General features: G+C 68.7%; 8 protein-coding genes and 1 pseudogene. 6 read left to right on the top strand and 3 right to left on the bottom strand.

What is annotated here, in order from left to right; translation table 11 throughout:
* Positions 1–27 precede the first annotated feature (27 nt).
* The 4 genes and pseudogenes from C454_RS13855 to C454_RS13840 form a co-directional block, all read left to right on the top strand.
* Positions 28–984: pseudogene (locus C454_RS13855) on the top strand (iron ABC transporter substrate-binding protein); the annotation flags it as partial.
* Between the two features lie 12 nt (positions 985–996).
* Complete coding sequence (locus tag C454_RS13850; RefSeq protein WP_004976561.1) at positions 997–2,592, top strand: ABC transporter permease; 1,596 nt, start codon at positions 997–999, stop codon at positions 2,590–2,592.
* Positions 2,582–3,754 (top strand): ABC transporter ATP-binding protein, encoded by a 1,173-nt coding sequence (locus tag C454_RS13845; RefSeq protein WP_004976559.1) that lies wholly within the window; start codon positions 2,582–2,584, stop codon positions 3,752–3,754. Before C454_RS13850 ends, C454_RS13845 begins: the two co-directional genes overlap by 11 nt.
* Before the next feature lie 2 nt (positions 3,755–3,756).
* A complete protein-coding gene (locus C454_RS13840) occupies positions 3,757–6,096 on the top strand; it encodes a DUF7846 domain-containing protein (RefSeq protein ID WP_004976556.1) in 2,340 nt (779 codons plus the stop codon).
* Positions 6,097–6,225: 129 nt separating this feature from the next.
* Here C454_RS13840 and C454_RS13835 read toward each other — a convergent pair whose 3' ends face one another.
* Both C454_RS13835 and malA read right to left on the bottom strand, forming a co-directional pair.
* Positions 6,226–7,524, bottom strand: coding sequence for an MFS transporter (locus C454_RS13835; RefSeq protein WP_004976555.1), 1,299 nt, complete (start codon positions 7,522–7,524; stop codon positions 6,226–6,228).
* Positions 7,525–8,038: 514 nt separating this feature from the next.
* A complete protein-coding gene (malA, locus tag C454_RS13830) occupies positions 8,039–10,072 on the bottom strand; it encodes an alpha-amylase MalA (protein ID WP_275039252.1) in 2,034 nt (677 codons plus the stop codon).
* Positions 10,073–10,246: 174 nt separating this feature from the next.
* Between malA and C454_RS13825 the strand changes: the two genes are divergently transcribed.
* Together C454_RS13825 and C454_RS13820 are read left to right on the top strand one after the other, a co-directional pair.
* Positions 10,247–14,782 carry a glycoside hydrolase family 15 protein gene (locus tag C454_RS13825; RefSeq protein WP_004976553.1) on the top strand — a complete coding sequence of 1,512 codons (4,536 nt, stop codon included), beginning with the start codon at positions 10,247–10,249 and terminating at the stop codon, positions 14,780–14,782.
* Positions 14,783–14,865: 83 nt separating this feature from the next.
* Positions 14,866–15,351 (top strand): SRPBCC family protein, encoded by a 486-nt coding sequence (locus C454_RS13820; RefSeq protein WP_004976552.1) that lies wholly within the window; start codon positions 14,866–14,868, stop codon positions 15,349–15,351.
* A gap of 28 nt (positions 15,352–15,379) precedes the next feature.
* On the opposite strand, the gene C454_RS13815 is transcribed toward C454_RS13820, so the two are convergent.
* Positions 15,380–15,845: sensor histidine kinase (locus C454_RS13815; RefSeq protein WP_004976551.1), on the bottom strand; the 466-nt coding region annotated here is incomplete at its 5' end.

Here is a 15,845-nt window from a genome sequence, read left to right as displayed (position 1 = left end):
CAGCCCGCTCAGAGATGTGTATAAGAGACAGTCTCGGAGATGCCCGACCTCTCGGGCGAACTCACGCTCTACTCGGGCCGCGGCAAGGCGCTCGTCGGCGAACTCATCTCCTTTTTCGAGGAGTACTACGACGACTTCACCATCCGCCCGCGGTACAACTCGGCGACCGAGTTAGTCAACCAGATTCAGACCGAGGGGCAGAACAGTCCCGCAGACGTGTTCTTCTCGGTCAACGCCGGGGCGCTCGGCGCGCTGAAGGACGCCGGTCGAACCCAGGAGCTCCCGAGCGAGGTGCTCGACCTCGTCCGCGACGAGTTCCACGACCCCGACGGGCAGTGGACCGGAACCTCCGGCCGCGCCCGGACCGTCCCGTTCAACACCGACCAGTTCGACGAATCGGGGATTCCCGACGACATCATGGCCTTCCCGGACACGGAGGCGTTCCGCGACAACGTCGGTTGGGCCCCGACGTACTCCTCGTTCCAGGCGTTCATCACGGCGATGCGCGTCCTCGAGGGCGAAGAGGCGACCAGAGAGTGGCTCCAGGGGATGCAGGACCTCGGCGTCACGGAGTACAACGACGAGTTCCTCGTCTCGCAGGCCGTCGCCGACGGCGAAATCGGCGCGGGCTTCGCGAACCACTACTACATCCAGCGCATCCTCGCCGGGCGGCCGAACGCGCCGCTTTCGACCGCCTTCACCGCGGGCGACGCCGGCTCGATTTTCAACGTCGCGGGCGCGCTCACCCTCGACACCGCCGACGACTCCGAACTGGCGAGCAACTTCGTCCGACACCTGCTGTCGGCCGAGGCGCAGGACTACTTCGCGCGGACGACCTTCGAGTACCCGCTCGTCTCGGGCGTCGACCCCATCGGCGAGCTTCCGAGCATCGACGAACTCAGCCCGCCGGAGGGCCTCGACCTGACGCAGCTTTCGGACCTCGAAGGAACCGTGGAACTCTTGCGTGAGGTGGGCGTTCTCTGAGGTAGCTCACTCATGGCGACCGAACAGCAGACGGGGACCGGTGGGGGGGACGACGAGCAACCGCTCGGCCTGACAGTCGCCAGCGGGGCCGTCGCCGCCGCCGTCGTCGTTCCGCTGTTGTGGCTCGTCAAGACCGCGCTCGAGGTGGGGTTCGCCGAGGCGCTGGCGCTCGTCACTCGGCCGACGACCGTCGAGGTGTTCCTGAACAGCGCCGTCCTCGTCACGCTCGTCACCACCGCGTGCATCGGTCTGGGCGTCCCGCTGGCGTACCTGACCGTCCGGACAGACCTGCCGTTCAGACGCTTTTGGACCGTCGTCGTCTCGCTGCCGCTCGTTATCCCGAGCTACATCGGCGCGTTCGCGTTCGTCTCGGCGTTCGGCCCGCGGGGCGCGTTCCAGCGGCTCTTGGCCCCGTTCGGCGTCGAGTCGCTCCCGGAAATCTACGGACTACCCGGTGCCGTTTTGGTGCTGACGCTCTACACGTATCCGTACGTGTTCATCACCACCCGGGCCGCGCTCAAGTCGATGGACACCACGCTCATCGACGCCGCGCGGACCCTGAACCACACCCGCTGGGAGTCGTTCAAGCGGGTAACGGTCCCGCAGATTCGCCCGGCGGTGGCCGCCGGCTCGCTCCTGACGGCGCTGTACGTCCTCTCGGACTTCGGCACGCCGGCCATCATGAAGTTCGACGCGTTCACCCGCGTCATCTACGTGGAGTTCGGGACGTTCGGCCGCGACACCGCGACGCTCCTGTCGCTTCAGCTCATCGCCGTGACGCTCCTCATCTTGACCCTCGAATCGCAGATTCGCGGCGACGAGCGCACGACGACCGGCGGCCGCTCGGGAAGCCCGATGCCGCTCGGGAAGTGGAAGTACCCGGCGCTCGGCTTCGCGGCGCTCGTCGCCACCGTCGCGCTCCTCGTCCCGCTCGGCATCCTCTTTACGTGGCTCGCGCAGGGAGTCGCCGCGACGAGTGGCTCGCTCGCGTTCCAGCCCGAGTACGCGCTCAACTCGGTCCTCGTCGCGGCCGCGACCGCGGGCGCGGCGACGCTCGCCGGCCTGCCGGTCGCCTACCTCGCCGCCCGGCACCCCTCGCGGCTCAGTTCCGTCTTCGAGCGCGCGACCTACGTCGGCTACGCGGTGCCGGGCGTCGTCCTCGGGCTGGCGCTCGTCTACTTCGGTAGCTCGTACGCGACGCCCATCTACCAGACGCTCTATCTCCTCGTGTTCGCGTACGTCATCCGTTTTCTCCCGCAGGCCATCGGGTCGCTCCGGGCGTCGTTCCTCCGGGTCGACCCCGCGCTCCCCGAGGCGGCGCGGACGCTCGGGGAGACCCCGTCGGGAGCGTTCCGTCACGTGACGCTTCCCCTCGTCGCGCCCGGCCTGTTCGGCGGCGCGGCGCTCGTCTTCCTGACCACGATGAAGGAACTGCCCGCGACGCTCCTGCTGCGCCCCTCGGGGTTCAGCACGCTCGTGACGCACATCTGGACGGCCTACGAGCAGGGCTACTTCGGCCAGGCCGTCGTGCCCGCGTTCATCCTGCTTTTCGTCTCCGGGCTCTCGATGCTCGTCATCATCACGCAAGAGGGATACGATGTCAAATAGCACACTTTCGACCACCGACCGCTCGAACCGCACAGAATCCACCGACTCCGAGGCCGACGACGCGGACGCCGGCGGCGTCCTCGAACTCGACGGCGTCTCGAAGTCCTACGGAACCGAGTCGGTCATCACCGACCTCTCGCTCAGCGTCGAGGAGGGCGAAATCCTCACGCTCCTCGGCCCCTCGGGGTGCGGCAAGACGACGACGCTCCGGCTCATCGCCGGGCTCGACCGCCCCGACGGCGGCGAGGTCCGACTGAACGGAAACGTCGTCTCCGGCGGCGGAACCTTCCGCGCGCCCGAAGAGCGCGGCGTCGGCGTCGTCTTCCAGGAGTTCGCGCTGTTCCCGCACCTCACCGCGGCCGAGAACATCGCCTTCGGCCTGAAGGACCTCGACGAGGCCGAGCGCGACGAGCGCGTTCGCGACCTCCTCGACCTCGTGGGACTGGAGACCCAAGGCGACAGCTACCCCGACGAGCTCTCCGGCGGCCAGCAACAGCGGGTCGCCCTCGCCCGGTCGCTCGCGCCGGAGCCCGCCATCCTGCTCCTCGACGAGCCCTTCTCGAACCTCGACGTGGACCTCCGCGTCCAGATGCGCGAGGAGGTCCGTCGCATCCTCAAGGAGGCCGGCGTGACGGCCGTCTCCGTCACCCACGACCAGGAGGAGGCGATGTCCATCTCCGACCGCGTGGCCGTGATGAACGACGGCGACCTCGAACAGGTGGGCGAGCCCGAACAGGTGTTCCAGCACCCCGAATCGCGTTTCGTCGCCGGCTTCCTCGGCTACGCGGGCTTCCTGCCGGGACGCATCGCCGGCGGCGTCGTCGAAACCGAACTCGGGTCGGTCGCGCGCGACCAGATACACGGCCTCGCGCCCGAGTACGACGACACCGACATCGACATCCTCGTCCGCCCGGACGACGTGTCGGCCCACCCCTGCGGCGACGGCGGCGAGGGCCACGGCAAAGTCGTCGGGAAGCGCTACCTCGGGCCGACCATCCTCTACGAGGTCGAACTCCACGGCGGCGACACCCTCCTGTGTATGCACAACCACGACGAGACCGTCCCGACCGACGGCTGCGTCGAGGTGACGCTCGACGCCGGCCACGAGCTCGCGTGGTTCCCGCGCGAACAGCGCCCCGAGACCGGCCCTTATTCGGACTGAGGATGGGTCGGCGAGACTCGAACACGGGCGATTCCCTCCCGCTCGGTGGCCGCGTGCGAGCCGCGGTCCGCGGGCTCGCGTTCGGTTTTTCCATCGACGTCGACCGGACGCGAACGCGTCGACGACTCGCAGCGCTCTGCGTCTCGCTTCTCGTCGGACTCGTCGTGACGTGGTTCGCGGTCGACCTCTTTCCGTACCACACCGTCAACGACGACGAGGGCGTCTATCTCACGCAGGCCGCGATGCTCCTCGAAGGCAAGCTGTTTCTCTACCCCGGCCCGCTGACGGAGGCCGTCAGACCGTGGTTCTTCGTGGTGCAGGAGACGCCGAGCGCCCCCGGCGGCGTCCAGCTCTACTCGAAGTACTCGCCGGCCGTGCCGGCGCTGTTCGCGGTCGGTCTCGCGTTCGGGCTTCCGAACCTCGTGTTGGGAGCCATCGCCGCGATCTCCGCCGCCTTGGTCTACGCGCTCACGGCCGACGCGTTCGACCGGACGACCGGAGTCGTCGCGGCGGGCCTGCTCGGGCTCTCGCCGCTGTTTCTGCTCACTTCGTCGACGTTCCTCGCGTACGCGCCGACGACGATGCTCAACCTCGGCTTCGCCGTCTGCTACGTCCGGGCCGCCCGCCGCGACTCCTCAGGCTACGCCGTCGTCGCCGGCGCGCTCGTCGGCGCGGCGTTCTTCGCCCGGCCCTACACCGCCGTCCTGTTCGCTCTGCCGTTCATCGCCCACTCGCTGTGGGCGCTCGCGACAGCCCGCCGCGCGGGGACCGGCTGGGTCGTCTTCCGCCGGTACGCCGCCGTCGCGCTCCCCGGACTCGCGTTCGTCGGCCTGACGCTCGCCTACAACGCCGTCGTGACGGGGGACCCGCTCACGTTCCCCTACATCGCCTTCGCCCCGCGGGACGGCATCGGCTTCGGCGAGCGGGCCATCCTCGGCTACGAGGTCTTCTACACGCCCGCGATGGGCGTCGAGACGGCAGTCGAAGCGCTCGACATGCTCGCGACGCGCTGGGGGCCGATGGGATGGTTCGGCACCGTCGCCGCGGTCTTCGGCTTCGGCGTCACCGCCCGCCGCTGGTGGGGACACAAGACCGGACGGAACCTCCGCGGGAGCGCGAGACGCCGCCACCACGGCCTCGGCGGCCGCGACCGCGCCTTCGCCGAACTCTCCGACGACGCCCTCGCCTGCGTCGTCGCGGGCGTGTTCGCCTCGGTGTTCGTCGGCAACGCCGCCTTCTGGGGGACGCACAACGGTCTTCGAAACGGCCTCATCGACCTCCTCGGGCCGTTCTACCACTTCGACGCGCTCGTCCCGCTCGCGGTGTTCGGCGCGGCCGGAATCGTCGCCGGCGCTCGCCTCCTCCGCCGGCTTTCCCACCGCCGCTTTTCGGCCTCTGAGGCCCGGGGCGTCGTCTTCTCGGTGCTCCTCGTCTCGGCGCTCGTCGCCGGCGGGGTGACGGTCGGGGCCGTCGAGGAGCCCTACGACGAGAACCGACTCCGAACCGAGAACCTCGCGGCGACCTACGAACCGCTCCTCGACGCCGGCTTCGAACACCCGCCGCTGACCCCGTCGGTTCCGAGCGTCGGTACCGGCGGTCTCGGGGGCGGTGGCGGCGGCATCGGACTCGGTGGCGACTCGACCGCGACGGGCAACGAGACGAAGGCGCTCGTCTTCCACCCCGACCCCTACGGCGACTGGTCGGCCCACCCCTTCCAGACGCTCCGCAACGACCCCGGCTTCGACGGCCCGGTGGTGTACGCCATCGACGACGGGGCCGAACAGGACTTCGCGGTCCTCGACGCGACGAACCGGACCCCGTACCGGTTCACTTATCGAGGGACGTGGACCGGAGCGGTGGACGCGGTCGAGCCGGAACTGACCCGACTCGACGTGCTGTCGGGCGAGCGGGTCGACGCGACGACGACGCTCGGCGCGCCCGAGGGGACGAACACGGTGTCGGTTCGCGTCGAGACCGACGAGGGCTACGCCCGCTACGACGCGGCGATGGCCGAGAGCCTGCCCGTCGAGCTATCGCTGACGCCGGCGGGCGTGGCCGTGACGAACCACCCACTCGCGTTCGGTCCCGAGCGGCTGTCGATTCCGCCGGGCGCGAGCGAGGTCGACCTCGCGGTGACCTACGTCGGCGACTTCGGCGAGACGGTCACGTACCGACAGACCGTGACGGTCGAGCGCTCCGGCGACGAGGTTCGCGTCGTCTGGCCGCCGGAGACCCGCGTCTGCCGGCTGACCACCGACTGCGGGACCGAAGGCGAGTGGGTCGGTCCCGACGGCGACTACCTCGACGGCGTCTCGGTCGAGACCGACGCGCGCGTCGCCTGAGCGAGAGCCGGGGGCTCTCGGGCGCTTGGCATCGGGTGAAAAATGAAACCGTGATTCGGTTCGAGTTCGTTCGCTTCGTCCGCGGTCGGTGCCGCGGACAGACGTGTCGCGGTCGTCGCGGTCGGCGGCTCAGTCGTCCGCCGGGCCGGTCGCGCCCGACGAGCCGAGGAAGCCGTCGATAGTCGCGCGCTTCGCGATGTGCGGGCGGTAGACCCACGCGTTCAGGAGGACGATGGGAACCATCGTCGCCGCGACGAGCGCGTAGCCGACGTGCAGGTTCGGCAGGAGCACCGACGAGTAGACGAGCGGGTAGGCGATGCCGCCGATGGTACCGACGCCGCCGACGACGCCCGCGACGGCCCCGGAGCTGTTGGGGAACATCGCCGGAACCTGTGCGAAGATGGCGCCTTCCGCGAAGGCGCAGGCCATGCCGACCATGAAGCCGGCGGCCACCGCGATGAGGACGGCTCCGGAGAGACCGGCGAGCGTCATGGCGAGCATGGAGACGACGATGAACGAGAGCGACACGAACGTCCACTGCTCGCGGTAGCGACCCTTGAACACGGGCAGGATATCCATCTCCCTGCGCGCCAGCACGTCGCTGACGTAGCCGCCGATGGGCCGGAGCAGACCGGCCGCGATGGAGAACGTGGCCGCGAACGTGCTCGCGAGCACGAGGTTGTTCGTGTTGAACGCCTCGCGGTAGTAGGTGGCGAGCCAGCCGTTCATCGAGAGTTCGAGACCGAAGCTCATGACGTAGGCGAGCGCGAGCGCGACGGTCCCGTACCGGGTGGCCGTGTGGACCCACTGCTTGAGCGTCGCGTTGTCGGCGGTCGCCTGCCGGCGCTCGTCGGTCGCCGCGGCCTCGCCGAGGACGTAGTAGGCGACCGCGAGCAGAATCGAGACGATACCGGTGTAGAAGAACGCCGCCCGCCAGTTGCTCTGGAAGAGCGGCCCGCTCCAGTCCGCGCCGAACACGCGGGGCAGGATGAGCGCGCCGCCGGCGGCACCGGCGTTCCCGACGCCGGCGTAGATGCCCTCGGCCATGCCGAGGTTCTCCTCTTCGAACCACTCGGAGACGTGCTGGATGCCGATGACGAACGTGATGCCCGCCGTGGCGACGATGAGGCGTTCGATGAAGAACACGGTGTAGCTCTCGGCGAAGGCGCTCGCCATCGAGAACACCCCGACGTAGCCGAGGACGATGGCGAACACCACCGGCGCGCCGAACTTATCGGAGAGCCAGCCGGTGAGGATGCGGCCGAAGGGCGCGAGCCAGATTGCCGCGCTCGCCAAGATACCGATTTCTGCGAGCGAGAGCCCGAACTCCTCCGCCATCGGCCCCGTGAAGGGCGCGAACGAGAACCAGATGAGGAAGGAGAAGTTGAACCCGATAGTGGCGAGAAGCAGCGTCCGCCACTTGGTCATCTTTACAAGACCCATACGCAGACCTCCGACACAGTAGCACAATCGTGTACAATTCTGCCGTTTTCTTGCATTGGTTTGGACATCATGTAGCGGATAGCACAGAGTTCTAATTGAAAAGCTCTGCCCACAATGCCCCATAAACACTTATCGAATGTTTAGAGAACTGGACCAGATAGAAACAATATTACCAATATTATTCGATAATATACCGAGTTGTACTGTGGACATACGTCCAAAAACACGCTGAGAATATGAATCTGGTGGTGAGTTCTCGGCGGTCGCTACGGGTCGCGTCGCCAGACGACCGCCTCGTACCGCGAGGCGAGGTCGTCGGTTCGGTCGGCGTGCAGGGTCGGGGTGGGAGAGTTCGTGCTCATGGTGAATCGGGCTGGTCGGGTCGAACGGAGTCAGAGGTGGAGTCGAAGCCGGAGCGGCGACCGAACGATGAGTGGGTACCGGGGTGCGAGACGGGAAAACCGGGACGCGAGACGGTCAAAAACGGGGGCGAGAGACGTTACGCGAGCGGGCAGACGACCACGTCATCGACGCGGATACCGCCCTCGGCGGCGACGGAGTCACCGGAGACGATGTCGGTCGCGTCGACCGCGAGGTCGCCGACGTCGACCGTGGTCGCGCCGGGGGCGAAGTTGAGCGCACAGAGGTACGAGCCGTCGTCGTGGTCGCGGACGAACGCGACCGCGCTGTCGGAGTCCGTCTCGTAGTCGATGCGGCGGAACGTCCCGTCGTACCGGAGCGCGGGCGTCTCGTCGCGGAGTTCGATGAGTCGCTCGTAGTGCTCGCGGATGTCGTCGCGGGCGTGGTCCCACGCGAGGGCGTCCCGGCGGCCGCGCTGGCCGATTTCCTGCCCGCCGTAGACCATCGGCACGCCGGGGAGCGTAAAGAGCGCGCCCGCGGCGGCCAGCGCCTCGTCCTCGCCGCACTCGACGATGTAGCGCGTCTCGTCGTGGTTTTCGAGGTAGAGCATGAACGCCGCGTGGTCGGGGAAGCCGACCTGCGTGCGCTGTTCGACGGCGTCGAGAATCCGTTCGGCGGGCTCGTCGCCGCGGCCGACCTGCCGGAGCGTGAAGTACAGCGTCGTGTCGAAGTGCATGTCGAACATGCCCTCGTGGAAGTCGGCGATGTACGGGATGGTCTCGTCCAGAAGCAGGAACTCGGGGTCTTTCGCCTTCACGCGGTCGCGAATCTCCTGCCAGAACGTGTCGGGGACGGCCCACGCCATGTCGCAGCGAAAGCCGTCGACCACCTCGGCCCACATGTCCACCGCGTCGAGCAGGTAGCGCCGAACTTCGAGGTTCCGGTGGTCGAAGTTGGCGATGTACTCCCAGTCGAAGTAGGTGCCCGGCTCGCCGCTCTCCTGCCACTCGTACCAGTCGTAGTACTCCGAGTCGGGGTTCTTGTAGGCGTCCTCGAAGAACGGGTGGGCGCGGGCGGAGTGGTTGAGCACGAGGTCGAAAAGCACCTTCATGCCGCGGTCGTGGGCGGCCTCGACGAACCGCTCGTAGTCCTCGCGGGTGCCGAGGTCCTCCGCGATGTCGTAGAAGTCCACGATGTTGTAGCCGTGGGGCGCGTGGTCGTTCTGGAGGACTGGCGTGAGCCACAGACAGTCGACGCCGAGCGATTCGAGGTAGTCGAGTCTGGTTTCGAGCGCCTCGAAGGTGTTGTCCACGCCCTCGACGTCCGAGGCGTAGCCGCGGACGTAAATCTCGTAGAGCGTCACCTCGCGGGCCCACTGCGGCGGGTCGTTGGGACGGGAGACGGACGCGCTTCCCGCGCCGGAGCCGTCTGCGTGGCCGGTCACGTCGGTCTGGACCGCTTCAGTCTCCGCCTCGGCGAATCCGCCGTCGGCGACGGCCTCGCGCTCGACGGTGACGGTGTCGGGCACGCTGTACGTCTCGTCGAGGGCGACCGCGTGGACACGGAGTCGGTCGCCGACCGCCGAAAGCGGGACGCGGAGTTCCCAGCCCTCGGTCTCGACGGCCGCGTCGTCCACGTCGTCGCGGTCGTCGACGACGAACTCGACCACGAGGTCGTCGCGGTCGGTGTCGCTGTCGGGGTTCGGTTGCGGGTCGGCGCGGACGACGACGACGCCGTCTTCGACGGTCGCGTCGAGCCTGATGCGCGGCCGACCGCCCCGTCCCCGCTGGGCGTCGCCGGCACCGCTTCCGGAGCCGGACGCGCCGCCGCTGAACCCAGTCGGGCGCGCGGAGCCGCTCTGTCCGCTGTAGCCGCTCATCCCGCTCATCCCGCTCGCGCCGCTCCTGACGGAGCCGGCGGGCAGGTAGGAGCCGGGGAAGACCCGGACGGTGAGCGTGTGCGTCGCGTCGGGCGCGTCGAGTTCGACGACGTAGCGGCCGGCCGCGTCGGGCGTGAACTGGACGACTGCGGTGTCTTCTTCGAGGTCGAGACTGCTGGCGACCGGCGCGCTCCGAACCCGCCACGAGTAGTCTGCGTCGGGGTCGGGGTCGCGAGGTGCGAGTTGTACTGACTCGCCGACAGCCATGAACTGCGGCGGTCCTGGGTGTTGCATACTCACAATCAACGTGCCGGGTGACTTTGAGTTTACCCCTGATGGACCCGAGGTTCCGGTGGGAGACGGGTTCTACCGAGTCGCCTCGGCGTCCCCCGAATTCGTCGGTTTTCGGGCATAAATGATGCAAGATGGGCGGCCAATACTTATGGTTCGAGACCCTCGTCTACCTCTATGCGACTTCGGACCGCCTTAAACGAATACAAACGCGACCGGGGCGGACGCTTCCCAGAGGAGTGTCGGACCTCGGACGGGGCGTTCTCCGGTCACGGGGACCGGCTCGTCTACGTCGGCCTCGATGGGTCTCTCCGGGATTACTCTGCTTCGCTTTCGGGCCTCTACGGTATCGACCGCTCTCGGTTCGGCATCGAGGCGGACGGTGAGACGCACTGGTTCGACGAGTTGGAGTCCGTGCGACAGCACTACTACCGGGAGACGAGCCTCGTCGAGACCGAGTACGACGCCGGGGAGTACACCGTCCACCAGTACGACCTGACGCTCGGTCGCGCCCACGTGACTCACGTCGAGCTTCGCGGCGCGATCCCCACCGACGCCCACCTGACCGCCTTTCTCACCTTCGCCCCCGAGGGCCGAGAGACGCGGGTCGGCCGCCTCATCCACGAGGCCGGCGGCCCGAACGACACCCAAGCGGTCGAGGTGTTCCACCGGAACGAACACGACTACGTCACCGCGTCGACCGGGCTCACCGACGTTCGCGGCCAGATTCCCGAGCGGTTCGACGAGATTCTCTCCGACGACACTTTCGACTTCCCGCGGGAGGCCGTCCTCGAACGCTACGAGGACACCCACCTCTCTGGCGACGTGGTCGTCAGCGCCCCGCTCGAACAGGAGGGCCGCGCCGCGCGGACGACTCTCGTCACCCAGCTTTCGGACCACAACGAGATGGCTCGGACCGACGCCCTCGCCGACCTCCGACACTGTTCGGTCCAGCACGCGACCGCCGACGCGCTCCGGGAGGCCGCCCGCGAGCAGGCCGAGGTGTTCGTCCCCGACGGGACGCCGCGCGAGCGAATCGTCCGCGCCGACCTCCGGGCGCTGTCGCTTCTGACCGCGCCCAGCGGCGCGCGAATCGCCGGCCCCGAGTTCGACCCGTTCTACGCCCACTCCGGCGGCTACGGCTACACCTGGTTCCGCGACGACGCCGAGGTTACGCAGGCGCTCGCGCACGCCGACGACGCCTTCCGCCTCGGGCTCGGCGACCGCCTCGCGACGAGCGCTGAGTTCTACTGCGAGACGCAACTCGACGACGGCACGTGGCCACACCGCGTCTGGGCCGTCGACGGAACCGTCGCCCCCGGCTGGGCTCACGGTCGCGTCGAAGGCTCCGGCGACGAGGAGTATCAGGCCGACCAGACGGCGAGCGTCGTCGCCTCGCTCGCGTCGCTCCTCGCCGAGCGCCGCGACGACCTCGACGACGAACTCGTCGGTCGCATCCGCTCGACCGTCGCCGCCGGCGTGTCGGGGCTCGACAGCAGCCTCGAAGCCGACGGCCTTCCGAAGCCCTGTCAGAACGCGTGGGAGAACATGAGCGGCCGGTTCACGCACACGGCCGCGACGTTCCTCCAAGCGTACGCCACGGTCGCCACCGCGCCCGTGAACGACGACCTTCGGGAGCGCGCCGCCGAGCAGGCGACCGCGGTGTACGAGGGGCTCGACGAACTGTGGTCCGAAGAGCGCGAAGTCTACGCCCTCCGCATCGACCGGAACGGCGAACTCGACGACCGCCTCGATTCGGCCACGTTCGCCCTCGTCGACGCCATCGACGCCTACGCGGACATCGAGGAGGTCGAATCGAAGACCGCGAACCGGCTCGTCAAGCACATGGCCGCGACGCTCAAGGGGCTCTACCGCAACCCCCGCGGCGACGTCGCCGGACTGGTCCGGTTCGAGGACGACTACTGGCGCGCCGACGGACAGGACGGCGAGAAGGTCTGGTCCGTCTCGACCGCGTGGGGCGCGAACGCCGCCGCGAAGTTCGGCGTCCTCTGCGACCGCATCGGCAAGGACGGCCGCCGGTTCGTCGAGCGCGCGACGAACCTCTACGAACTGCTCCAACCCGACGGCCCCCTCACGACCGAGGCGGGCTACCTCGCCGAGCAGGTGTTCGACGACGGGACCTTCGACAGCGCGACGCCGCTCGGATGGCCCCACGCCATTCGGATGGAGACGACGGCCATCCTCGCCGACATCGACGCGCTCCCCGCGCCGAAGCCCGCGCCGACCGGCCCGGAGAACCGACCGCGGTGGACGACCGGCGAGAAGTACGGCATCGGCACCGTCGCCGACCACTACGCCGAAGACCCCTCGCGCGTCTGGTTCACCCTGACCGAGGGCGCGCTGACCGAGGTCCGCTTCCCGCGGGTCGACCTGATGAACCTCCGGACGCTCGACTTCCTCGTCGTCGACGCCGACCCCGACGACGAGTACACGGCGCGCACTCACAACGAGACCCGGCGGGACGACCACGCGGACACGGTCAAACGCCGGGCCGAAATCGTCGACGACGACGCGCTCGTCTTCCGCCACGTCGTCACCGAGACGGGCGACGGTCGCGGCCACGAGTGGGAACTCACCGTCGAGTACGTCATCGACCCCGAACACGACGCGATGCTCGCGGACGTGCAGTTCGAGTCCATCGACGGCGACGACTACGAGCTGTACACCATCGCCGACACGGCGCTGGCGAACACCGGGACGAAAGACCGCGGCATCCGCCTCGGCCAACTCGGGAGCTATCACCTCGTCGCCCGCGACGCGGGCGCGTTCGACGCCGGCGACGGCCACGAACCGCTTCTCATCGACCAGGACGGCAGGGAGTACAGCGTCGCCATCGCGCTCACCGCCGCCGGCCGGTTCGAGTGGGCCACCGTCGGCGTCGCCGGCTCGCGGTACCTCGCGGACTTCTTCTCGAAGGGCGAACTCCCGAGCGCCCAAGAGCGCGTCGACGACGAGAACGTCGTGCTCGTCGGGCGCATCGGCACGGGCGACGAACTCGGCGAGACGCTGGCGCTCGGCTTCGCCGAACACGCCGACACCGCCGCCGCGCTGGGCGAGGCGGCCGGTGCGCTCACCCGCGGCTACGAGACGGCTCGGGCGGCCTACACCGACTCGTGGGCCGACTTCCTCGCCGACAAGGAGCTCCCCGGCTCGGTCGACGACGACGGCGAACTCGCGGCGCAGTACAAGACCTCGCTCATGAGCCTGCGGGCGGTCGAGGACAAGACCTACCTCGGCGCGGGGCTCGCCTCGCCGTCGGTGCCGTGGGGCGAGGCCGTCCCGGCCGAGGAGGCCAAGGGGTACGGCTACAACTTCGTCTGGTCGCGCGACCTCTATCAGGTCTTCACCGTGTTCGAGGCCGTCGGCGACGTCGAGACGGCCATCGACGCGCTGGAGTACATCTACACCTACCAGCAGGACGACCGCGGCTTCATCCCGCAGAACACCTACCTCAACGGACGTACCCGCTGGGGCGGCGAGCAGATGGACAACATCTCGTTCCCGCAGGTGATGGCGTACATGCTCAAAGAACGCGGCGTCGCCTTCGACGACGTGGCCTACGACTACGAGAACGTCAAGTACTCCGCCGACTACGTCGCGCGGAACGGGCCGCCGACCGCACAGGAGCGCTGGGAGGAGGAAGCCGGTTACTCGCCGTCGTCCATCGCGGCCGAAATCGCCGGCCTCGGCTGCGCGGCGTCGATCGCGCTGGACGAGGGCCACACCGAGGACGCGCTCGTCTGGCTGGCGCTGGCCGACGACTGGACAGAGCGCGTCGACGACTGGACCGCGACGCGGACCGGCACCGACCGCAACACGCACACGCCGTACTACGTTCGCGTCACCCGCGACGGCGAGCCCGACGCCGGGCACCTGCGGACGCTCGCGAACAACGGGCCGACGCTCGACGAACGCGAGATAATCGACGCCGGCTTCCTCGAACTCACCCGCCTCGGCATCAAGCCCGCCGACGACGAGATAATCCGGAACTCCGTGAAGGAAGTCGACGAGACCATCCGCGTCGATACGCCCCACGGGCCGGCGTTCTACCGGTACAACGGCGACGGCTACGGCGAGCGCGAGCGCGACGAAGAGGGCGCGCCGTGGTCCGTCGACGCCAAAGGGAAAGGTCGGCTCTGGCCGATCTTCACCGGCGAGCGCGGCGAGTACGAACTGCTCGCCGGGACCGACGAGGGCGACCTCGCGCCGGACAACCTGCTGCGGACGATGGCCGCCTTCGCCAACTCCGGCCGCATGCTCGCAGAGCAGGTCTGGGACCGCGAACACGCGACCGACTACAACTGGGAGTTCGGCGAGGGAACCGGCAGCGCGACGCCGCTGGCGTGGTCGATGGCCCAGTTCATCCGCCTCGCCCACGGCGTCGAGGCCGGCGAACCCGTCGAGACGCCCGCGTTCCTCCGCGAGCGATACGTCGAGTCGGACCGCCCCAACGGGCCGTCGCTCCGCGTGAGCACGCGCTTCAAAGGCGACAAACTCGTCGTCACCGGACAGACCGACGCCGCCGTCGTCGCGGTCAAGACGCCCGGCGAGACCCGACTCGTCGAACCCGACGACGGGACGTTCGAAGTCGAAGTCGCCATCGAGTACGGCGAGAACCAGGTGACCGTCGCCGCGGCGACCCACGAGGACCTGACGAAAGCCGGCACGACCGTCTCGCGCTTCACGCTCTGAGGCGGCGCGAACGACTTTCGTTCGGGTCGATTTTTTTCGATTCCGCCAGCATCGCTTTTCCGTCTCCGGCCTAACGGTCGGGTATGCCGGTCTACCAGCGTCGAACCCGAATCGCCGCCCCGCTCGAGCGCGTCTGGGAGTTCCACTCCGCGGTGTCCGGACTGGAGGCGCTCACCCCGGCGTGGATGAACCTCGAAATCGAGTCGGTCCGCGGCCCCGACGGCGAAGAGGACCCCGACGAACTCGTTTCCGGGACGGAAATCGAGATGTCGATGCGACCGTTCAGCGTCGGCCCGCGCCAGCGGTGGACCTCGCGCATCCTCGACCGCGAGTCGGGCGAGGGAACGGCGTGGTTCCGCGACGACATGGTCGGCGGCCCCTTCTCGCGGTGGGTCCACACCCACCGGTTCGTCGCCGACGGCGACGAGACGATTCTCGAAGACCGCGTGGAGTACGAGTTACCGTTCGGCCCGCTCGGCGACCTCGCGGGCGTCTTCGGCGGCGTCGGCTTCGAGGGGATGTTCCGCGCGCGACACGCCGAGACGAAGCGGCTGTTGGAAGAAGAATAGGGACGGGGAGGTCGGACGCGCCGACGGTTCAGTCGTCGCTGAGCGAGAAGCGCGGTTCGACCTCGGAGCGGACGCCGCCGATGTCGAACTCGAACCGCGCGCCGCCGAGGTCGGGTTCGGGCGCAGTGACCTCGATGTCCCAGCCGTGGGCCTCGACGATGCTCTCGACGATAGAGAGCCCGAAGCCCGTCCCGGACTCGGAGGTCGTGTGACCGTGTTCGAAGACGGTGTCGCGCTCGTCGACCGGGATTCCGGGGCCGTCGTCGGCGACGTAGAAGCCGGTCTCGGTGGGGCCGACGCGGACGGTCAGGTCGTCGGCCGCGTCCTTCGACGCCCCGTCTGCGGAGGCGTCGCCGGGAGCATCCCGGCGGCCTGTCGAGCCGTGCTCGACGGCGTCACCGGACGCAGTCCGGTTGCCTGTGGAACCGTGTTCCACAGCGTCACCAGACGTAGTCTGGTTGCCCGTCGAGCCATGCTCGACGGCGTTCCGAAAC

Origin of the sequence: Haloferax gibbonsii ATCC 33959 (assembly GCF_000336775.1) — an archaeon.
Taxonomy (GTDB): domain Archaea; phylum Halobacteriota; class Halobacteria; order Halobacteriales; family Haloferacaceae; genus Haloferax; species Haloferax gibbonsii.
The sequence above is the reverse complement of the archived record's forward strand: the minus strand, read 5'-3'. Positions and strand labels throughout refer to the sequence as shown.